This window comes from Pseudolabrys sp. FHR47 (assembly GCF_005153485.1).
GTDB lineage: Bacteria > Pseudomonadota > Alphaproteobacteria > Rhizobiales > Xanthobacteraceae > Pseudolabrys.
In genome coordinates, this window is sequence record NZ_CP039740.1 from 631,762 (window position 1) to 651,834 (window position 20,073).

At 65.0% G+C, this 20,073-nt stretch carries 13 protein-coding genes and 1 tRNA gene; 5 read left to right on the forward strand and 9 right to left on the reverse strand.

Annotated features, from left to right (window positions below; all coding sequences use genetic code 11):
* The first annotated feature begins 219 nt into the window (after nt 1-219).
* From E8Q40_RS03195 to E8Q40_RS03205, 4 genes are all read left to right on the forward strand, one after another.
* On the forward strand, nt 220-480 hold the full coding sequence (locus E8Q40_RS03195) for a hypothetical protein (RefSeq protein WP_205995657.1): 261 nt from the start codon (nt 220-222) through the stop codon (nt 478-480).
* Nucleotides 481-695: 215 nt separating this feature from the next.
* Nucleotides 696-757 (forward strand) — tRNA-OTHER (locus tag E8Q40_RS21875).
* 28 nt (nt 758-785) lie between these two features.
* Nucleotides 786-1,925: a DSD1 family PLP-dependent enzyme gene (locus E8Q40_RS03200; protein ID WP_137043027.1), complete on the forward strand. Its 1,140-nt coding sequence runs from the start codon at nt 786-788 to the stop codon at nt 1,923-1,925.
* Between the two features lie 81 nt (nt 1,926-2,006).
* Complete coding sequence (locus E8Q40_RS03205) at nt 2,007-3,242, forward strand: di-heme oxidoredictase family protein (RefSeq protein WP_168197724.1); 1,236 nt, start codon at nt 2,007-2,009, stop codon at nt 3,240-3,242.
* A 2-nt stretch (nt 3,243-3,244) separates the two neighbouring features.
* Here E8Q40_RS03205 and E8Q40_RS03210 read toward each other — a convergent pair whose 3' ends face one another.
* The 5 genes from E8Q40_RS03210 to E8Q40_RS03230 all read right to left on the reverse strand — a co-directional run bounded on the left by E8Q40_RS03210 (nt 3,245) and on the right by E8Q40_RS03230 (nt 13,768).
* Complete coding sequence (locus E8Q40_RS03210; RefSeq protein ID WP_137046566.1) at nt 3,245-4,156, reverse strand: transglutaminase family protein; 912 nt, start codon at nt 4,154-4,156, stop codon at nt 3,245-3,247.
* The gene (locus tag E8Q40_RS03215; RefSeq protein ID WP_137043029.1) at nt 4,156-6,672 is read right to left on the reverse strand and encodes a circularly permuted type 2 ATP-grasp protein; all 2,517 of its coding nucleotides are present in this window, start codon (nt 6,670-6,672) and stop codon (nt 4,156-4,158) included. The genes E8Q40_RS03210 and E8Q40_RS03215 overlap by 1 nt, the downstream gene beginning before the upstream one ends.
* Before the next feature lie 9 nt (nt 6,673-6,681).
* On the reverse strand, nt 6,682-10,002 hold the full coding sequence (locus tag E8Q40_RS03220; protein WP_137043030.1) for a DUF2126 domain-containing protein: 3,321 nt from the start codon (nt 10,000-10,002) through the stop codon (nt 6,682-6,684).
* Nucleotides 10,003-10,235: 233 nt separating this feature from the next.
* On the reverse strand, nt 10,236-12,950 hold the full coding sequence (locus E8Q40_RS03225) for a molybdopterin cofactor-binding domain-containing protein (RefSeq protein ID WP_137043031.1): 2,715 nt from the start codon (nt 12,948-12,950) through the stop codon (nt 10,236-10,238).
* Complete coding sequence (locus tag E8Q40_RS03230) at nt 12,947-13,768, reverse strand: FAD binding domain-containing protein (RefSeq protein WP_137043032.1); 822 nt, start codon at nt 13,766-13,768, stop codon at nt 12,947-12,949. Before E8Q40_RS03230 ends, E8Q40_RS03225 begins: the two co-directional genes overlap by 4 nt.
* A gap of 211 nt (nt 13,769-13,979) precedes the next feature.
* On the opposite strand from E8Q40_RS03230, the gene E8Q40_RS03235 reads away from it, so the two are divergent.
* Nucleotides 13,980-15,320: an 8-oxoguanine deaminase gene (locus E8Q40_RS03235; RefSeq protein WP_137043033.1), complete on the forward strand. Its 1,341-nt coding sequence runs from the start codon at nt 13,980-13,982 to the stop codon at nt 15,318-15,320.
* 48 nt (nt 15,321-15,368) lie between these two features.
* On the opposite strand, the gene E8Q40_RS03240 is transcribed toward E8Q40_RS03235, so the two are convergent.
* The 4 genes from E8Q40_RS03240 to E8Q40_RS03255 are packed head-to-tail and all read right to left on the reverse strand — an operon-like array spanning nt 15,369 to nt 20,067.
* Nucleotides 15,369-16,448: a BMP family ABC transporter substrate-binding protein gene (locus E8Q40_RS03240; RefSeq protein ID WP_137043034.1), complete on the reverse strand. Its 1,080-nt coding sequence runs from the start codon at nt 16,446-16,448 to the stop codon at nt 15,369-15,371.
* Between the two features lie 34 nt (nt 16,449-16,482).
* Entirely contained in the window at nt 16,483-17,403 is a 921-nt protein-coding gene (locus E8Q40_RS03245) for an ABC transporter permease (RefSeq protein ID WP_137043035.1), read from the reverse strand.
* Nucleotides 17,404-17,411: 8 nt separating this feature from the next.
* Nucleotides 17,412-18,491: an ABC transporter permease gene (locus E8Q40_RS03250; RefSeq protein ID WP_137043036.1), complete on the reverse strand. Its 1,080-nt coding sequence runs from the start codon at nt 18,489-18,491 to the stop codon at nt 17,412-17,414.
* On the reverse strand, nt 18,475-20,067 hold the full coding sequence (locus tag E8Q40_RS03255) for an ABC transporter ATP-binding protein (protein ID WP_137043037.1): 1,593 nt from the start codon (nt 20,065-20,067) through the stop codon (nt 18,475-18,477). Before E8Q40_RS03255 ends, E8Q40_RS03250 begins: the two co-directional genes overlap by 17 nt.
* Nucleotides 20,068-20,073: the final 6 nt, after the last annotated feature.

The following is a 20,073-nucleotide window of genomic DNA, read 5'->3' on the forward strand; positions in this document are numbered from 1 at the left end:
GAGAAGGGGTTCGATCTTAGTTCAGCAAACTAAGTGCCACCGTCGATCGGGCGCTTGATTGTCGGGTTTGCGACATGACCCGCGCATCACTGCGCGCCGTCACGATCATTGATCAGGATCAATTTTGTTGGCGGGTGAATCCCCGACGATAGTGACGCCGGTTACCACGAAACATTTGCGGCGGCTGCCGCCTATTCGCCGTTGCATTGGAGGTTATAAATGGCTGCTGTCGCCAAGCTCAAGACACCGACCCCGGAAGCGGTTGAAAAGGAAGAAGAGGTCCTTATTCATGTGCGCTACCAACCAAACGCGGAAATTTTCTCGATAGACTTGTGCCCCGATGGCGTCAGTCCGCGCGATTGGCTTAACCGTCTTCTTGAAATGGCGTCCGATCGCTATCAGATGCTGGCCGGCGGTCGCGGCTTTTTCCGCCTCCCGCGCAGCCGTTACGACGCCATTCTGAGTCGGGGCACCAAGTAAGTTCTTTTCTGACGGCGAGCCGATGTATCGCTCTGCGGTACGTTGGTTCGCCGTGCTGTTTGCTAACCGCTGCCAGCTCCATTGTATCGAACCGCGCGGCGCAAGGCCGACCAGGTCGTTCCCGGCCTGTTGCGGGCCGTCCGGGCACTGCTAATTCCCTAAACGCGTTGTCTGTCAGCATATTTTGCCATTTCGCGTCCTTGCGCATATAACCTGTTGGCACTTTGGCGGTTTCCTAAACCGAAGGTCGGAGGTTCGACTCCTCTCGTGACCGCCATTTTCCCGGCAACATACCCCGGAAGCCCATGCCGTCCTTGCCTCCCGCCGAGATCGGCGCGCCGTTTTCCGAGATCGATACGCCGGCGCTGGTCATCGATCTCGATGCCATGGAGCGCAACATGGCCCTAATGGCGGAGCGGGCGAAAGCGCTCGGCGTCCGCATCCGCCCGCATGCCAAGACGCACAAGTCGGCGATTATCGCGGCCAAGCAGGTCACGCTCGGCGCGGTCGGTGTCTGCTGCCAGAAGGTGGCCGAGGCCGAGGCGCTCGCCGCCGGTGGCGTGCGCGACATTCTCATCAGCAACGAGGTGGTCGGCGCACGCAAGCTCAGGCGCCTCGCCGCGCTGGCGCGTCAGATTCGTCTCGGCGTCTGCGTCGATGATTTCGCGCAGATCGCGCTGCTCGGTGGGGCCGCGCGTCAGGCCGGCTCGCGCATCGAGGTGCTGGTCGAGGTCGATGTTGGCGGCCGCCGCTGCGGCGTTGCGCCGGGACCCGAAGCGGCGCGCTTCGCCGCCGAGATTGCGCGGCACGATCACCTGCGCTTCGGCGGTCTGCAGGCCTATCACGGCAGCGCCCAGCATCTGCGCACGCCGGATGAGCGCAAGGCGGCGATCGACGCCGCGCAACAGGCGGTGCTCGATACACTCGCGCCGCTCAAGGCGACGGGCTTCACCTGTGACACGATTGGCGGCGCCGGCACCGGCACGTTCCTCATCGAAAGCGCGTCCGGCGTCTGGAACGAATTGCAGGCCGGCTCTTACATTTTCATGGACGCGGACTACGCGAAGAATGTCCCTGATGAGGGCGGCAACGCGCCGCGCTTTGAACACGCGCTGTTCGTGCTCGCAACGGTGATGAGCGCCGCCAAGGACACGCAGGTCGTGGTCGACGCCGGGCACAAGGCGCTGTCCAACGACAGTGGCTTTCCGACGGTGTGGCAGCGGCCGGGGCTGGCGTATCACAGGCCGTCCGACGAGCACGGTGTGGTAACGGTGGCGCCGGGTACGCCGCCGCCGACCTGGGGCGAGAAGCTGCTTCTCGTGCCCGGGCACTGTGATCCGACCGTCAATCTGTACGACTGGTATGTCGGCGTGCGCGACTTCGGCACGCCGCATGCGCGCGTCGAGACCTTGTGGCCGGTCGACGCACGGGGGGCCGTGACCTGACGCGAAGGTGACGTCGGCGGCCTTGCCGGTGTCCCCAATTCACGTTCTGATGACGTCATGCGTTTGGCGTGGTCATCAGGCATGGCGGTCATCGCGCTGCTCTCATGCGGCGCCGGAAGCCTGTCGGGCGCGGAACCGGATATGGCCGAGCGCGGCCGCGCGGTGTTTCACGCGCAATGGGTGCCACCAGGCACTGCGGGTGAATTTATGGGCCTCGGCCCGGTCTTCAACACGAACTCCTGTGCGTCGTGCCATGTCGGTAACGGCCGTGGTGCACCGGCGCGCGCGGATGACCGCGCCAACACCTCGCTGGTGGTGAAGCTGGCGGCGCAGGACAATGGTGCCGGCGCGGACACCATCAGGCGTTATGGCAATCGTCTGAACTATCGCGCCGTGGACGGCGTACCGGCCGAAGGCGAACTGATGGTGTCGTTCGAAGCCATCGAAGGCCGCTTTGCCGACGGCGAGCATTATACCTTGCAGAAGCCGATTTACGGCTTCGACAAGCTCGGCAATGGTGCCGTCGAGAAGGACACGTTCGTCGCCGTGCGCATGGCGCCGCCGATCATGGGGCTCGGCCTGCTGGAGAAAGTGCCGGAAGACTGGGTCAGAGCGCGCGCCGCCGCCAATGCCGCGAGCGCGGAGCCGGTGAAGGGCCGACCGAACGCGGTGTGGGATTCGATCAACTTCCGCATGACGCTTGGCCGCTTCGGCTGGAAAGCGGATGCGCCCAATCTCACGCGCATCATCGCCGCCGCCTTCATCACCGATATGGGGCTGACCTCGCGACTGTTTCCGTCGGACAATTGCGGCGAACTGCAAGCTGCGTGCAAGGCAGCCGCCGCACCGTCGAAGATCGAGGTCAATGACGCTACGCTCGCTGCTGTCACGCAGTATGTTGCTTCACTGTCGCCGCCGCGTCCCGGTGCCGAAGTAGAAAGGGGCACTGTGCTGTTCGCGAGCACCGGCTGCACGTCGTGTCATGTGTCTAAAGTGCCTGTCACATTGGCAGACGGCACGACAAACGAGATCGCGCCCTACACCGATCTGCTGCTGCACGACATGGGCGAGGGGCTTGCCGACGGTATGCCGGAAGCGGCGGCCACAGGTCGCGAATGGCGCACCGCGCCGCTCTGGGGTCTCGGCGAGGCGCGCCGCATGTCGGATCGCGCCGGCTATCTGCATGACGGTCGCGCCCGCAGCATCACCGAGGCCATTCTCTGGCATGGCGGTGAAGCGCAAAAGGCCCGCGAAAATTTCGTGCGCCTCGACGCTGCATCGCGCGCTTCGCTGCTAAAGTTTCTGGATCAGTTATAGCTTCAGATCGCAACCGGCGGCAGCAGCGTGCTCGACGCCTGCACCGGCGTCACGCTCACTGACACGGTGATGCGCTGGCCGCCCGCGGCGACGATGACGCCGTCCATCGGCGCGACGTCGGAATAATCGCGGCCGACGGCGAGGGTGACGTGATCGTCGGACGCGATCATATCGTTGGTCGGGTCGAAGCCGATCCAGCCGATGTCGTGGCCGCACCAGACCTGCACCCAGGCATGCATGGCGTCGGCACCTTGCAGCGCCGCCTGCTCGGCGGTGCGCGAGGTGCGCAGGTAACCGCTGACATAGGCTGCCGGCAGGCCGAGGCCACGCAGGCCGGCGATCATGATATGCGCGAAGTCCTGGCAGACGCCGCGGCGCAACGCGAATGACATGGGCGCGGTCGTCGTCACCGTCGTGGCGCCGATCTCGTAGGTCATGTCGGTCTTGATGCGGTGATTGAGGTCGAGCGCCGCTTCGAGGATCGAGCGTCCGGGCGTGAAGCTCATCCGCGCATAGTCGCGAATCTCGGGATCGAGCGACACCATGCGGCTCGCAAACAGGAAATGCACCGGCGATTTTGGGCCGATATCGCTGGCCCCGAATACTTCCTCGCGTACGCTCTCCCACGACGGCGCTGCGTCAGGATCGGGCACAGCGGCGCTGTCGACCGCGATGCGCGCCGACACTTTCACGGTAAGAGTCTCGTGGGCTTCGTTGATGGCAACGGACGTGAGTTTGTTGCCGAAGAAGTCCTGGCCCTCGCGCGATTTCACCGGCCGCGGCTCGATCTGCAGCGACGACACATGCACACGCTGGCCGTCGCGGTTGACCGGCGTCAGGCGCAGCACATGATGGGCATGGCTCACCGGCGAGGCGTAGATGCAAGTCGTCACCTGGCGCACGTCGTAGATCATCACTCGCCGCTCCAGCCGGGCTGCAGGCGTTCGCTGTGTGTCAGATACGTCGTGGCGATGGTCTCGGAGAGCTTCATCAGTTCATTCTCGATGCCGATGATCTCGGAGGCGCCGATGCTGGCGGCATCGGCGGTGCGCAGGCGCGTCGCCAGCATGGCCGCGATCTGCCGCACCGGGGACAGTCGGCCCGCCACTTCGCGGTTCGGCAAAGCGGCGAGGTGGGCCTCGATTCGGTCGAGCTGGAATGCCACCGAGCGCGGATTCGACGGGTCGAACATCACGAGGTCAATGACCGGCGCCAGCGCCGCGATCATCACGTAACGCTGACGATAGGTGAGTTGGCTGTCGGCCAGTTCGAGCAGCACGTCGAGGCTGCCGCCAGGCGAGGTCTTGTCGCCGAAGGCACGCACGAAGCGGCAGGTGTTGAGTGCGCGTTCGATGCGGCGGCCGAGTTCGAGGAAGCGCCAGCCGGCAAGCTGCGTCATGTTCTCCTGCGCCAATCCGGAGAACGAGGCGATGATGCGCAAGGCCGCCTCGACGCGGTCGATCATCGCGCTTTCCGACTGGCCGTTCGGCAGCGGTGTGCCGATCAACGACACCAGATCGGCAACGGCCCGCCAGGCGTCCGGCGAGAAGCGTTCGCGGATCACGGACGCGGCATTGCGCGCCGAGCCGACAAGGCGCGGCAGCGCCCCAGGGAAATCAGGATTCATCAGCACCGAGCGGGCAACGAGTGTCGGCGGCGAGAAGGCGGGATCGAGCGGTGCCGCGCTCCAGTTTTGAAGCAGGCCGGCAACGGAGGTGACCAGCGATCCTGTGGCGTCGGAGGCATCGGCGACGCGGTTGAGCAGCGCGCGCGTCAGCCGCAGCGTCGCCTCGGCGCGCTCGATATAGCGGCCGACCCAGAACAGATTGTCGGCGGCACGGCTTGGCAGCATGCCGGTCATACGCTGGATCGTGACCTGCTCCGGCGCCGGCAGCATGGTGGCGGTGGACACCGGCCCTTCGGTCAGCACCCAGGCATCGGCCGTGAGATCGCCGCGCTGCAGGCTCACGGCCCGGGCGTCGGCATTCTCGGCGATGCGCACGAAGCCGCCCGGCATCACCTGCCAGCCGCCGCGCGTGCGGGCGAGGAACAAACGCAGTGTGAACGGCCGTGGCTGCAGGCGGCCGTCGCGCCACACCGGCGTCGTCGACAAGGTGACGGCTTCCTGCGCGACGTAATCGATGCGGCGGTCGTCGAGCGCCTGCATCAGGATGGCGCGCTCATCGTCGTTCAGCTTGGCGCCGAGCACGCCGCTGCCGAGCCGCAAGTCGGACATCTGGGCGCCGAAGGCCGGGGCGATGACGACGTCGTCGAGACGCTTGAGAATGTCGGCCCGCACGTCGTCGCGGCCGAGCCACCAGGTCGCGACATTCGGCAATTTCAGTTCTTCGCCGAGCACATGCGGCGCGAGCGCCGGCAGGAAGGCGAGCAAAGCGCGGGCCTCGACGAAACCCGCGCCGAGCGCGTTGGCGATCACGACCTTGCCATCGCGCACCGCCTGCACGAGGCCGGCGACACCGAGGCGCGAGGCGGCATTGAGTTCGAGCGGATCGGCGAAGTCGGCGTCGATACGGCGCAACAGCACTTCGGTGCGGCGCAGGCCGGAGATGGTACGGATGAACACGCCGTCGTCGCGCGCGATCAGGTCTTCGCCTTCGACCAGCAAGAGGCCGAGATAGCGCGCGAGGAAGGCGTGCTCAAAATAGGTTTCGTTGAGCGGGCCGGGTGTCAGCAGACAGACGCGGGCGTCGTCCTGCCGATTGTATTCGAAAAGCTCGGCCTGAAAGGCCTGGAAGAACGGCGCGACGCGCTCGACCCGCGTCTTCGAATAGACGTCGGGCATGGCGCGCGACAGCGCCAGACGATTCTCGATGGCGTAGCCCGCGCCCGATGGCGCCTGCGCGCGGTCGCTCAGCACCCACCAGCGGCCGTCGGGGCCGCGACCGACATCGACCGCGCAGAAACGCAGATGCGAGCCGCCCGGCGGCTCGACGCCGACCAGCGGCCGCAGGAATTCCGGGTTGCCGGCAACCAGAGCCGCGGGCAGGCGGCCCTCGCGTGTCAATTCGCCGGGGCCGTAGGAGTCGGCCAGCACCGCCTCGAGCAGGCCGGCGCGCTGGATGAGACCTTCCTCCAGCGCCTTCCATTCGGTCGGGTCGATGATGAGGGGCACATGGCTGAGCGGCCAGGGCCGCTCGGCGCCGGCGGGGTCCTCATAAACACGATAGAAAACGCCCGAGTCATGGAGATAGCGATCGGCGGCGGCGAAGCGGCGACCGATTTCCTCGGCGCCCAAGGCAGCGAACTGCGACAGCAGAGGCCGCCAGTGCGGGCGCACCGCGCCGCTGGCATCCATCATCTCATCGACAACGCCGGGCAGCGGCCGATAGCCGGCCACGAATTGTGCGAGGCTTGCTTCCGGATCCTGTGCGGTCGTGTCCGCTGCCGTGTTGTCGCGTGGCGGTGCCATCTGAACCGGTTAGAGCCAGCCCGGCCGTCTCAGGTCAAGCGTGTAAGGGTACTCGCGCGACGGCATTTCCGGCGGCGGCTCGTAGCGGCCGCCAGTATGGCCGATATCCTCGAATCGTGCCCGCCGGCGGGCTTCCGCCTCGTAGGAGTTCACAGGAAATGTCTCGTAATTGCGGCCGCCGGGGTGCGCCACGTGATAGACGCAGCCGCCGAGCGAGCGCCGGCTCCACAGATCGACGATATCGAAGGTGAGCGGCGCGTTGACCGGCACGGTCGGCTGCAGCGCCGCCGACAGATTCCAGGCCTTGAAGCGCACGCCGGCGACGGCCTCGCCATTGCGGCCGGTGGAGCGCAGCGGCAGCCGCCTGCCGTTGCAGGTGACGGCGTGACGGGCGTCGTTGAAGCCTTCGACCTTGACCTGCAAACGCTCGACCGAGGAGTCGACGAAGCGCGTCGTGCCGGTGCCGGCGGCTTCTTCGCCGAGCACATGCCATGGTTCTAGCGCGTGCCGTAATTCGAGCGAGACGCCGCCATGCTCGACGACGCCATAGCGCGGGAAGCGGAATTGCCGCTGCGCGTCGAACCAGACCGGGTCGAACGCGTAACCGGTACGCTTGAGATCATCGAGCACGTCGAGGAAGTCGGTCCAGACGAAATGCTCGAGCATGAACTGGTCGTGCAGCGCCGTGCCCCAGCGCGCCAGCTTGCCGTCCTGCGGTTCGCGCCAGAACCACGCCACCAGCGCGCGCAGCAAGAGCTGCTGCGCCAGCGACATGCGGTGATCCGGCGGCATCTCGAAGGAACGGAATTCGACAAGGCCGAGCCGGCCGGTCGGACCGTCCGGCGAGAACAGCTTGTCGATGGATATCTCGGTGCGGTGGGTATTGCCGGTGACATCGACCAAAATATTCCGAAAGATTCGATCGACCAGCCATGGCGGCGGCGCATAGCCATTGCCCGGCGCCGGCACGTTCGACATCGCGATCTCGAGTTCGTAGAGAATATCTTGTCGCGCTTCGTCGATGCGCGGCGCCTGGCTGGTCGGGCCGATGAACAGTCCGGAGAACAGATAGGACAGCGACGGATGGCGCTGCCAGTAGAGCACGAGGCTCTTGAGCAGATCGGGCCTCCGAAGGAACGGCGAGTCGGACGCGAACTGCCCGCCGAGGACAACGTGGTTTCCACCTCCCGTTCCGGTGTGGCGACCGTCGGTCATGAATTTGTCGGTGCCGAGCCGTGACTGCCGTGCGTCCTCGTAAAGTCCGCGCGTAATATCAACGGCTTCGCGCCAGCTTGCGGCTGGATGGACATTCACTTCGATGACGCCGGGATCGGGCGTGACCTTGATGACATTGATGCGCGGGTCGAAGGGCGGCGCGTAGCCTTCGATATGAACCGGAATATTGAGCGATGCCGCGGTTTCCTCCACGGCGCCGAGCAGCTCGAGATACTCTTCGAGCTTGTTGGTCGGCGGCATGAAGACGCACAATTTGCCATCGCGGATTTCCATGGTCACGGCGGTGCGCACCGGGAAATTCCGCGCCTGCAATTGCGACATCGCGCCGGCGCTAGTCTGTGCGACCAGCGTCTCCGGCTGCAAGGGCGGCGCCTTGCCGGGTTCGGCGGCCGCAGTGACCGCGGCGAGCGCCGGATGGTCGCTGAACGGATCGGCCGGCACCGGATGCGGATAATCGGCCGGCGCGATATAGGGCAATTGACTGAGCGGCAGGCGGAATCCCGCCGGTGAATCGCCGGGGATGAGATAGAGCCGGCCGCGCCGCGTGCGCCACACTTCCGACAGCCAGCCGCCGCCGGCCTGCGCCGTCCAGTGCTGCACCGGAATGACGAAGCCGGCCGGATGAGTCAGCTTGCGCTCGAACGTCCGCATGATGCGGTTGCGCTCGGCGGCATCGTCAAGCTGCGGATTGGCCGGGTCGATATTGTCCGGCAGCGCGCCTTCCTTGAGCAGACGTTCGGCCGGGTCTTCATAGACCGGCTGCACGAAGTCGGAGGTGAGACCGATGCGCGCCGCAACGTTCTCGGCGAAGCTCTGTAGATCGAGCGAGGTCGGTGGTGGTGTCGTTGGCTGGCGCGCGATGAGGTCGAGGTTCTGCCACATCGGCTGGCCGTCGCGCCGCCAGTACAGCGAGTAGGCCCAGCGCGGCAGTTCTTCGCCCGGATACCATTTGCCCTGGCCGTAATGCAGCAGCGCGCCGGGCGCAAAGCGCGTGCGCAGTCGCTGGATGAGATCGTCGGCGCGTTTGAGCTTCTGCGGGCCGAGTGCCGCGGTGTTCCATTCAGCGGATTGGTAGTCGTCGATGGAGACGAAGGTCGGCTCGCCGCCCATGGTCAGGCGGACATCCCAGGCCTTGAGATCGGCGTCGACCTTGTCGCCGAGTTGATCGAGCGCGGCCCAGGCTTCATCCGAGAACGGCAGGGTGACGCGCGGCCGCTCGGCGATGCGCTCGACCTTCATCTCGAAATTGAAGGTGACTTCCGCCGGCTCGACGAGGCCGGTGATCGGCGCGGCGGAGCGGTAATGCGGCGTTGCCGCCACCGGGATATGGCCTTCGCCGCACAAGAGGCCCGATGTCGGATCGAGGCCGATCCAGCCGGCGCCGGGCAGATAGACTTCGGTCCAGGCATGCAGGTCGGTGAAATCGACTTCGGTGCCGCTCGGGCCGTCGAGTGATTTGAGATCGGGACGAAGCTGGATCAGATAACCGGAGACGAAACGCGCGGCGAGACCGATGTGACGCAAGAGCTGCACCATGAGCCATGCCGAGTCGCGGCATGAGCCGCTGCCGCAAGATAATGTTTCGTCCGGCGTCTGCACACCTGGCTCAAGGCGCACGACGTATTTGACCGCCTTGTTGAGGCGTTGATTGAGATCGACAATGAAGTTGACGGTGTTGGGCGCTTCGCGCGGGATCGAGTCGATGAGCGCCTGCAGCAAAGGTTCGGCCGGATCGGCCTTCAGATAAGGCGTCAGGTCGTCCTTGAGTTCGTCGGCATAAGCGAACGGCCACTTGTCGGCATAGGGCTCGACGAAGAAGTCGAACGGATTGATGACTTCGAGATCGGCAGTGAAATCGACCGTGACCGAGAATTCACTGGTCTTCTCCGGGAAGACGAAGCGGGCGAGCCAATTGCCGTGCGGGTCCTGCTGCCAGTTCACGAAGTGCTCGGCCGGCGTGACCTTCAGCGAGTAGCTCGGGATTTTGGTGCGGCTGTGTGGCGCCGGACGCAGCCGCACGATCTGCGGGCCGAGGGCAATGGGCTTGTCGTATTTGTAGCTCGTGACGTGGTGAAGGCCGGCGAGGATCGACATGCGTACCCGTTACCCTGTTGCTCGTATGCCAACTCTAGTCGCTTTACGGCCGAAGCGTTTGCCCATTAACCATGCAAATTCCGGGCCGAATGCGCGCTGATTGGGCGCTCAAAATGGCACAACTTCCAGCCATTTAGCGGAGTTTGGTTACGAACTGGCGACGGCCTGTAACCCGCATGGAGTGAAGCGCAATGCGGGGCGGTGTTCCCGGATTTCGCTGCGCTTCATCCGGGCTACGGCCCCTTCGCCTTCAGCCCCGCGTGAATGCGATCCGGTTTGAGCGGCAGGCGATAAAACCGCACGCCGGTGGCGTCGCGGATGGCGTTCGCCAGCGCCGCGGCGACCGGATTGTACGGGCTCTCGCTCATCGACTTGGCGCCGTAGGGTCCGAGTTCGTCCGAAGTCTTGGCGAACAGCACTTCGGTGCGCGGAATGTCGGCAAAAGCCGGGATGCGATAATGCCGGAACGACGGATTTGTGACGCGGCCCTCATCGTCGATCACGACTTCCTCGAACAGCGCTGCCCCCAGCGCCTGCGCCACGCCGCCCTCGACCTGGGCGCGGCACTGCATCGGGTTGATGACGGTGCCGGCATCGGCGGCCTGCACACTCTTCAAAATTTTCACCTCGCCGCTGACTTCGTTAACCGCGACGCGGAAGCCCTGCACATTGAATGCTACCGAACGCGGGATGCCGTTGGCGGTGCCGTGGGCCTTCAGGTCGACAGCTTGCGCCTGCGCCGTCTTGTACAAATCGGAAAGCGGCACGGATTGGCCGCCGCAGTCGACAGCGCCGTCGACGAGCTTGCAAAACTCAGGTCCGACGCCCGATTGCTTCGCGGCGAAGGCCAGCAGGACGTCGCGCATCGCTTCCGCCGCATGCTGCGTGGCGCGGCCGGCGATCACGGTGCCGGTCGAGCCATAGGCGCCGGTGTCGTGGCCGCCGTGATCGGTGTCGGATTGTTTGAAACGAATATTGGTCGGCTTTGCGTTCAGCGCGGTGGCCGCGACCTGCCGGTGCACGGTCGTGGTGCCGTTGCCGAACTCGGCGGTGCCGATGGTCATGCCGAATGAGCCGTCAGCCTCTAACCAGATGTGCGTGTCGGAGTAATGCCCGCCCGGCGGCACGGTGTCGATCATGGTCAGGGCATAGCCTTCACCCACCGCCCAGCCGGCGGGAGGCTCGTCGCCGTCGCCGCGCATCATGGCCGCCTGAGCGAGGTCGAGGCACTGGTCGAGGCCGTAGCTGCCATAGATCACGTCGTCCGGTGATTTGTGCAGGCCGATCATGTCGTCGCCCTTGCGCACCACGTTGCGACGGCGGAACTCGATGGCGTCCATGCCGATCATGCGCGCGACTTCGTCGATCGCGGATTCCACGGCGAAGCCGGTCTGCGGCAGGCCGTAACCGCGAAAGGCACCTGCCGGCATGGTGTTGGTATAGGCGGCAAAGCCGTCGACCTTCTTGTTCGGGCAGCGGTAGATGCTGATCGATTCCGAACAGGCATGCTCCAGCACCGGCAGGCTGTGATTGCCATAGGCGCCGGTGTTAGACACGACGTGCATCTGCATGGCGGTCAGCGTGCCGTCGCGCTTCGCGCCGATCTTGACGCTCACCTTCATCGGATGGCGTGTGGTGGCGCCGGTGAACTGTTCCTCGCGGGTGAACTCGAGCTTCACGGGCTTGCCGGTCTTCAGCGCCGCCAGGGCGACAATGTCCTCGGTCAGCATTTCCTGCTTGGCGCCGAAGCCGCCGCCGACGCGCTCGCAGAATACACGCACTTTGTCCTGCGGCAGGCCGAAGACGCGCGCCAGTTCGTCGCGCGTCAGGAACGGCACCTGTGTCGACGAGCGCACATTGAGCCGGCCGGTCTCGTCGACCCAGGCGATGGCGCACAGCGTTTCAAGATGCGCGTGCTGCACGCGCGGCACGAAATACGTGCCTTCATGGATGACATCGGCCTCGGCGAAGCCTTGTGCGATATCACCGACCCGGTCGCCTTGCGCCTCGGCGGCGAGATTGCGCGAGGCATCCTTGATGCGCGATTCCGGGCCCTTGTCGTGCAGACGCGGCACGCCGGGCTTGATGGCTGCCTCGGGATCGAACACGGCGGGCAGGACTTCGTAATCAACTTTGAGCCTGCGGCAGCCTTCCTCGGCGGCTGCTTCGCTGACGGCGACCACAGCGGCGATACGCTGGCCGATGAAACGGGCGACATTGTCGAGCACGCGGGTGTCATCAGGATCGATCTCGCGCACTTCGTGGCGCGCGGTGGAGAACAAGGTCGCCGGTGCGTCCTCATGCGTCAGAACGGCGACGACACCGGGCACGGCCAGCGCCGCGCTTTTATCGAAACCCCGGATGCGCGCATGGGCATGCGGCGAGCGCAAAAGTTTGATGTGATGCAGGCCATCGATCGCGACATCGAGCGTGAACCGCGCCTTGCCGGTGACGACATCGGGGCCCGCCGGCGCCGGCACGTTATGGCCGACGCCGCAGCCGGCTTTCGATTCGGCGGTGTCGTGCCGGCCGGCGATGGCATCCTCAATGGCGCGGTAACCGGTGCAGCGGCACAGGTTGCCCTTGAGCGCGCGGCCGAGATCGGCCTTCTGTTCCTGATTGAGCGCGGCCGCGGTCATGATCATGCCCGCGGTACAGAAGCCGCACTGAAAGCCCTGCGCATCGAGGAAAGCCTGCTGCATCGGGTGCAGTTCGTTGCCTTTCGCCAGCCCCTCAATGGTCGTCACCTCATGGCCTTCGGCGCGGAAGGCCGGCACGAGGCAGGAATGCACCGGCTCGCCGTCGAGATAGACGGTGCAGGCGCCGCAGTCGCCGGCATCGCAGCCCTTCTTGACTCCGAAATGGCCGAGCTGGCGCAGGAAGGTGCGCAGGCACTGGCCCGGCGCGGGCTGGTCGACGAACGCGTTGCCGTTGATGCGGAAGGTCATCGCGCGCCTCCGCCGAGTTCGGCGAGGATTTCGCGGGCGAAATGCAGAGTCATGTCGCGCCGCCATGCGGGGAGGCCGTGGATGTCGTCGAACCAGTTGCCGGCGATGCCGCTGTCGATACGTGCGGTGAGTTCATTGCCGCCGGGCAGGGCGTCGAAGCGGAACTGATACGGCTTCGGCGTCGAGGCGGTGACGGTCAGCACGAACGCGCCCTTTTGATCGAGCGTGCCGATGATCAGCGCGCCGGAGCGGCCGATATTGGTCAGCGATACCTGCCGGAAAGCCGTGCGCCGCGTCAGCGCGGCGAGCGGCAGGTGAATGGCACGCGCAATCTCACCCGGCCTCAACTCATTACTGACAGGACCTTTGACAAAGTCGGCAACGCGCATGCGCCGCTGGCCGCTGCCCGGCGCCCACAGCAGCAATTCACCATCGAGCGCGGTCGTGAGCGAGATCATCGGCCCGGCCGGCAGCGACATGCAGATATTGCCGCCGACGGTGGCGACGTTCCATATCTTGAACGAAGCGAGAAAGGCGCGGCAGCATTGGCCGATCAGCGGCGAAGCGATCCACGCGGGCGGCGCGCTGAAGGTGTCGAGCTGCGCGATGGTGCAGGTTGCCGCAATCTCGAGGCCCTTGTCGTTTGCCTGCAGTGGTTCCCATCCTAGCGTCGATAGGTCGATGAGCCGCGTGAGCTTGTTCTGCGGCTCGGAAAACAGCCATGTGCCGCCGGCGAGATACGCATCGCCCGCGCGCCAGGTGGGTAGCATATCGCGCGACGTCGGCCGCTCGATGGCGTTGATGGTGTTCAGGTCCATGCTGTAGCTCTGAGCATCCGCGAACTCGGCGCGCTCCCTCTCCCCATTGGGGAGAGGGTTGGGGTGAGGGGTAAGTAAGCCTGGTAGTTTGTAACCCCTCACCCGACGCGCTATCGCGCGTCGACCTCTCCCTATGGGAGAGGTGAAGAAAGGAAGAACGCTGGTCCCTTCCTTGCAAGGCACGGTAAGCTGCGCCCAAAGGGAATTTCGCATGACCGACCCGATCTGGATCAAGGACCCGCTGGCTATTCTCGCCGAAGGCGCCGAACGTGGCGTCGTCGTCAAGGACGGCGCCATTGTCGAGCTGGTCGCGAAGAGCCGCGAGCCGGCGACGCCGGGCGCCAAGGCGTTCGAGGCGCGCGACCATGTCATCATTCCGGGGCTGATCAACACCCATCATCATTTCTACCAGACGCTGACGCGCGCCGTGCCGGCCGCGCTCGATCGCGAACTGTTTCCCTGGCTCAAGGCGCTGTATCCGATCTGGGCCAGGATGACACCGCAAGCTCTTGACGCTGCCGTGACGGTGGCGATGGCCGAATTGATGCTGTCGGGCTGCACCACGACCACCGACCATCATTATGTCTTCCCGAAGGGGCTGGAAGACGGCGTCGATATCGAAGTTGCCGCGGCAAAACGTCTGGGAATCCGCGTGCTGCTGACCCGCGGCTCGATGAACCTGTCGGAGCGTGACGGCGGCCTGCCGCCCGACTCGGTGGTGCAGGACGAGGACACCATCCTCGCCGACTCGGAGCGTGTGGTCGCGCGCTTCCATCAGCGCGGGGAAGCAGCGATGACGCAAGTGGCGCTGGCGCCGTGTTCGCCGTTCTCGGTGACGACGTCGCTGATGAAGAAAACGGCCGAACTGGCCGACCGGCTCGACGTGCGCCTGCACACCCATCTCGCGGAAACCGAGGATGAGAATGCCTTCTGCCAGCAGCTCTATAATTGCCGGCCGCTCGATTATCTGGAGGATTGCGGCTGGCTCAATCACCGCACGTGGCTGGCGCATGGCGTGCATTTCGACAAATCGGAGATGCCGCGTCTTGCCAAAGGCAAGGTGTCGATCAGCCATTGTGCCTGCTCGAACCAAACGCTCGCCTCGGGTCATTGCCCAGTGTGCGAACTGGAAAGCGCCGGTGTCGCCGTTGGCCTCGGCGTTGATGGCTCGGCCTCGAACGATGAATCCAATCTGATGCAGGAAGTGCGCGCCGCGTTTCTTTTGCAGCGCGGGCGCTACGGCGTCACCAAGGTCAGCCACAAGGATGCGCTGCGCTGGGCGACCAAGGGTTCGGCGGCCTGTGTCGGCCGTCCTGAACTGGGCGAAATCGCGGTCGGCAAGCGGGCCGATCTGGCGTTCTACAAGCTCGATGAGTTGCGCTTTTCCGGATATGGCGATCCGCTCGCGGCGCTGGTGCTGTGCGGCGCGCATCGTGCCGACCGCGTCATGATCAACGGCAACTGGACGGTGATCGACGGCGCCATTCCCGGCCTCGATGTCACCGGTCTCATGCGCCGCCATCAGGCCGCGGCGAAGATGGTGCAGGGGTGACGTCATAAGAAAATGCGAGGGAGGCGCGGAGCCTCCCTCGCTGTCGTGTCACTTGCCCGGGATCTTGTCGTCGATGCCCTTCACATAGAAGTTCATGCCGAGGATCTGGCCGGGCTCGAGGTTCTTGCCGTTCTTGCACTCAACGGCTTTGCCGTCCTGGCCGAGCACCGGGCACTTGAAGGGATGCAGCGTGCCGGCGACGATCGCTTTCTCGGTGTCTTCGGCGAGCTTCTTCACGTCGTCAGGCATGTTGGTGTAGGGCGCCATCAGCACCATCTTTTCCTTCAGCCCATCCCAGGTGTCTTCCGCCTTCCAGGTGCCGGCGAGTGCGGCTTTCGCCTGCTTCACGTAATAGGGGCCCCAGTTGTTGATGATGGCGGTGAGCTGGGTCTTCGGGCCGAACTTGATCATGTCCGAGTCCTGACCGAAGGCGTAGATGCCGCGCTGTGCCGCGACCTGCATGGCGGCCGGACTATCCGTGTGCTGCATGATCACGTCGACGCCCTGGTCGGCCAGCGCCTTGGCGGCGTCGGCTTCCTTGCCGGGATCGAACCAGGTGTTCACCCAGATGATCTTGAGCTTGATGTTGGGGTTGACGGTCTGCGCGCCGAGGATGGTGGCGTTGATGCCGGAGATGACTTCCGGAATCGGGAACGAGGCGATGTAGCCGAGCGTGCCGGTCTTCGACATCTTGCCGGCGATCACGCCCTGAATGTAGCGGCCTTCATAGAAGCGGCCCGAATAGGTGCCCATGTTCGGCGCATTCTTGAAGCCGGTGGCATGCTCGAACTTGATCTTCGGGAACTGCTTGGCGACCTTCAGCGTCGGGTCCATATAGCCGAACGAGGTCGTGAAGATCAGGTTGTGGCCGGTGCGGGCGAGCTGCACGATCGAGCGCTCCGAGTCCGGGCCTTCGTTGACGTTCTCGAGATAGGTGGTCTCGACCTTGTCGCCGAGCTCCTTCACCATCATCTGGCGGCCGACTTCATGCATGTAGGTCCAGCCGAGATCGCCGACCGGGCCGAGATAGATGAAGCCGACCTTAATCTTGTCGGCGGCAGTCGCGCTGAAGGCGGTTGCGGCCAGCGTCAGGGCCGCGGCCGCGGCGGTCATCAGAAGTCTTTTCATGGTCCAGCTCCGGTTAGATTGACGTCAGAAAAAGTCAGCGGTCGGGCACAAAAACCGTGCCGAGCGAAGCGGGCGCCACCGACCCGGCGCCGCCCTGCGCGCGAGAGATGATGACGAGAACGATAACGGTGGCGAGATAAGGCAGCGCTGTCATCAGTTGCGACGGAATGCCGAGTCCGAAAGCTTGCGCATGCAGTTGCAGGATTGTCACTGCGCCGAACAGATAAGCGCCGGCGACCAGCCGCCCCGGCAGCCATGACGAGAACACGACCAGCGCCAGCGCGATCCAGCCGCGGCCGGCGGTCATGCCCGGAATGAAGAAAGGCGTATAGGCGAGCGGCAGGAAGGCGCCGGCCAATCCGGCGCAGCCGCCGCCGAACAGCACGGCGAGCAGGCGGATTTTCAGCACCGGATAGCCGAGCGCATGCGCCGAGGTGTGACTGTCGCCGACCGCGCGCAGGATCAGGCCGCCGCGCGTGCGATACAGGAACCACCAGATGCCGACGACGAGCGCGATGGAGAAGTAAACGAAGCCGTCCTGCCCGAACAGGATGCGGCCGATCAGCGGAATGCTCGTCAGCACCGGCAGATAAAGCTGCGGCGCCGGCACGATCTTCTCGCCGACGAAGCCGGCACCGATCAGACCCGACAGGCCGACGCCGAGGATGGTCAGCGCCAGTCCCGCCGCCACCTGGTTGACCGCGAGGCCGAGCGTCAACACTGCGAAGATGAAGGACAGCGCCATGCCGGCGGCGATGCCGAACAGCGCGCCGACGAAGGTCGAGCCGGTGAGGTAAGCGCCGGCGAAGCCGCAGGCCGCACCCATGATCATCATGCCTTCGACGCCGAGATTGAGCACGCCGGAGCGTTCGACGACCAGCTCACCGGCGGCCGCGAGCAGGAGCGGCGTCGAGGCCGCGATGATCGAGAGGATGATGGCTTCGACGAGACCCATGGGTGCGCTCACGCAGCTTTCGGTTTCGCCGCCACAAGGCGGATGCGGTAGAGGATCAGGCTGTCGCAGGCGAGCACGTAGAACAGCAGCATGCCCTGAAACACCTTGGTCAGGTCGAGCGGCACCTTCATCGATATCTGCGCACCTTCGCCGCCGATGAAAGTGAGAGCCAGGAACAGCCCCGCGATCAGAATGCCGATCGGATTGAGGCGTCCGAGGAAAGCGACGATGATCGCGGTGAAACCGTAGCCGGGCGAGATGCCGGGCTGGAGCACGCCGACGGGACCGGCGACCTCGATGATGCCGGCAAGACCAGCCAGGGCGCCGGATACGGCGAAGGTGAAGATCACCAGCTTCTCGGAGGAGAAGCCGGCGAAGCGTGCCGCGCGCGGCGCGGCGCCGACGACGCGGATCTCGAAGCCCTTGATGCTGCGGCCGAGCATGATAGCCGCGGCGATGACCACCAGCACGGTGAGAATGACACCAGCATGCAGTCGCCCGCCGTCCATGATCACCGGCACGGTGGCGACTGGATCGAAAGAGGCGGTGGTCGGAAAGTTCATGCCCTTCGGGTCGCGCCACGGGCCGCGCACAAGATAGTCGAGGATCAGGTCGGCGACATAGACCAGCATCAGCGAGGTGAGGATTTCGTTGGCGCCGAAGCGCACCTTGCAAAGCGCCGGGATCATGGCCCACAGCGCACCGCCGAGCGCGCCCATTGCCAGCATGGCGAAAATCACCCACGGCCCGGCGTCGGTGCCATTGGTGACGACGGCAAGCCATGAGCCGGTCACGGCGCCGATCAGGAACTGGCCCTCGGCGCCAATATTCCAGACATTGGCGAGATAGCAGAGCGACAGGCCGATCGCGATCATCACGAGCGGTGAGGCCTTCACTGCGATTTCCATCAGCGTGTAGGAATCGGTCAGCGGCTCGATGAAATAGACATAGAGCGCGGTGACCGGGTTTTTCCCCAGGATCAGGAAGAAGATCGACATGGTCACCAAAGTCAGCGCGATGGCGAGCAGTGGCGAGGCGAGGGCGATGAAGGCCGAACGCTCGGCGCGTTTCTCAAGCACCAACTGCATGAGAAGCCTCTTTTAGGTTTTCTTGCACGCTTGCAGCCTCGCCGGGCGAGGCGCCGCCCATCAGCAAGCCGAGCTTTTCGCGGGTCGCGTGCGCCGCGGCGATCGGTTCCGATAGGGTGCCGTGGAACATCACCGCGATGCGGTCGGATATCTCGGCGAGTTCGTCGAGGTCCTGGCTGATCACCAGCACGGCGCTGCCGCGGCTCGACAGGTCGATGAGCGCCTGGCGGATCACGGCGGCGGCGCCGGCATCGACGCCCCAGGTCGGCTGGCTCACTACCAGCACGCCTGGCTCGCGCAGGATTTCGCGGCCGACAATGAATTTCTGCAGATTGCCGCCGGACAGGCTCGCGGCTTCCGGGTCGCGCTTGGCCTTGCGCACGTCGAATGTCTTGGTGGTGTCGTCGACCGTTTTCAGCGTTGCCGGCCGGTCTATGAAGCCGTGATGGACCATGTGGCTGGCGGCATGGCCGGTGAGCAGCGCATTTTCCGACAGCTTCATACGCGGCGCGGTGCCGTGGCCGAGGCGTTCTTCGGGCACGAAGGCAGCGCCCAGCTTGCGACGCTGCGTGACCGACAGGTTGCCGGCGGCATGGCCGTCGATGATGACATTATCCTCATGCGGCGCGAGGCGCTCGCCGGACAGCGCTGCAAACAGCTCATCCTGGCCGTTGCCGGCAACACCGGCAATTCCGAGAATCTCGCCGCCGAAGACTTCGAGCGAAATGTTGCGCAGATAAGTGCCGTGCGGATCGTCCGGCACCATCGACAGGTCGCGGATCAGGAGACGCGGCACCGTGGTGGCCCGCGCCGTCGTCGCGCGGACTTCGCCGATCTCGGCGCCGACCATCATGCGCGCCATCGAGGCGGCGGTCTCGCTCCGCGGGTTGCAGGTCGCGACTTTCTTGCCGCCGCGCAGGATGGTGGCGGTGTCGCAGAGCCGCTTCACCTCGTCTAACTTGTGCGAGATGTAGAGCAGCGCCTTGCCCTCGGCCTTGAGGCGGTCGAGCACGATGAAAAGCTGGTCGGCCTCCTGCGGCGTCAGCACCGCGGTCGGCTCGTCGAGAATGAGCAACTTCGGATTCTGCATCAGCGCGCGCACGATCTCGATACGCTGACGCTCGCCGACCGACAGCCGCCACACTTCGCGCTTGGGATCGAGCGGCAGGCCATAATCGCGCGACACCTGCGCCAAACGCGCCGACATCGCGGCGAAACTTTCCGAGCCGTCGAGGCCGAGCGCGACGTTTTCGGCAACGGTCAGGTTATCGAACAGCGAGAAATGCTGGAACACCATGGCGATGCCGCGCGAGCGCGCGTCGGAAGGCCCGGTCAGTTCGATCTTCTCGCCCAGCCAGCGCAGTTCGCCCGCGCTCGGCTGGATCAGGCCGTACATGGTCTTGACGAGCGTCGACTTGCCGGCGCCGTTCTCGCCAAGCAGCGCGTGGATCTCGCCCGGATAGAGGTCGATGGAAACGTTGTCGTTGGCGAGGAAGGTGCCGTAACGCTTGGTAATGCCGATGGCCTGGAGCAGCGGCGCGCGCGCGGAAGAACTGACCGGCCCCTGATCCGACATATGGAA

Bases quoted from the DNA above. Each gene is read 5' to 3' on its own strand.
- E8Q40_RS03230 (WP_137043032.1), bottom strand. From the start codon at position 13,768: ATGGACCTGAACACCATCAACGCCATCGAGCGGCCGACGTCGCGCGAT.
- E8Q40_RS03235 (WP_137043033.1), top strand. From the start codon at position 13,980: ATGACCGACCCGATCTGGATCAAGGACCCGCTGGCTATTCTCGCCGAA.
- E8Q40_RS03205 (WP_168197724.1), top strand. From the start codon at position 2,007: ATGGCGGTCATCGCGCTGCTCTCATGCGGCGCCGGAAGCCTGTCGGGC.
- E8Q40_RS03200 (WP_137043027.1), top strand. From the start codon at position 786: ATGCCGTCCTTGCCTCCCGCCGAGATCGGCGCGCCGTTTTCCGAGATC.
- E8Q40_RS03255 (WP_137043037.1), bottom strand. From the start codon at position 20,067: ATGTCGGATCAGGGGCCGGTCAGTTCTTCCGCGCGCGCGCCGCTGCTC.
- E8Q40_RS03225 (WP_137043031.1), bottom strand. From the start codon at position 12,950: ATGACCTTCCGCATCAACGGCAACGCGTTCGTCGACCAGCCCGCGCCG.
- E8Q40_RS03240 (WP_137043034.1), bottom strand. From the start codon at position 16,448: ATGAAAAGACTTCTGATGACCGCCGCGGCCGCGGCCCTGACGCTGGCC.
- E8Q40_RS03250 (WP_137043036.1), bottom strand. From the start codon at position 18,491: ATGCAGTTGGTGCTTGAGAAACGCGCCGAGCGTTCGGCCTTCATCGCC.
- E8Q40_RS03195 (WP_205995657.1), top strand. From the start codon at position 220: ATGGCTGCTGTCGCCAAGCTCAAGACACCGACCCCGGAAGCGGTTGAA.
- E8Q40_RS03245 (WP_137043035.1), bottom strand. From the start codon at position 17,403: ATGGGTCTCGTCGAAGCCATCATCCTCTCGATCATCGCGGCCTCGACG.
- E8Q40_RS03210 (WP_137046566.1), bottom strand. From the start codon at position 4,156: ATGATCTACGACGTGCGCCAGGTGACGACTTGCATCTACGCCTCGCCG.
- E8Q40_RS03215 (WP_137043029.1), bottom strand. From the start codon at position 6,672: ATGGCACCGCCACGCGACAACACGGCAGCGGACACGACCGCACAGGAT.
- E8Q40_RS03220 (WP_137043030.1), bottom strand. From the start codon at position 10,002: ATGTCGATCCTCGCCGGCCTTCACCACGTCACGAGCTACAAATACGAC.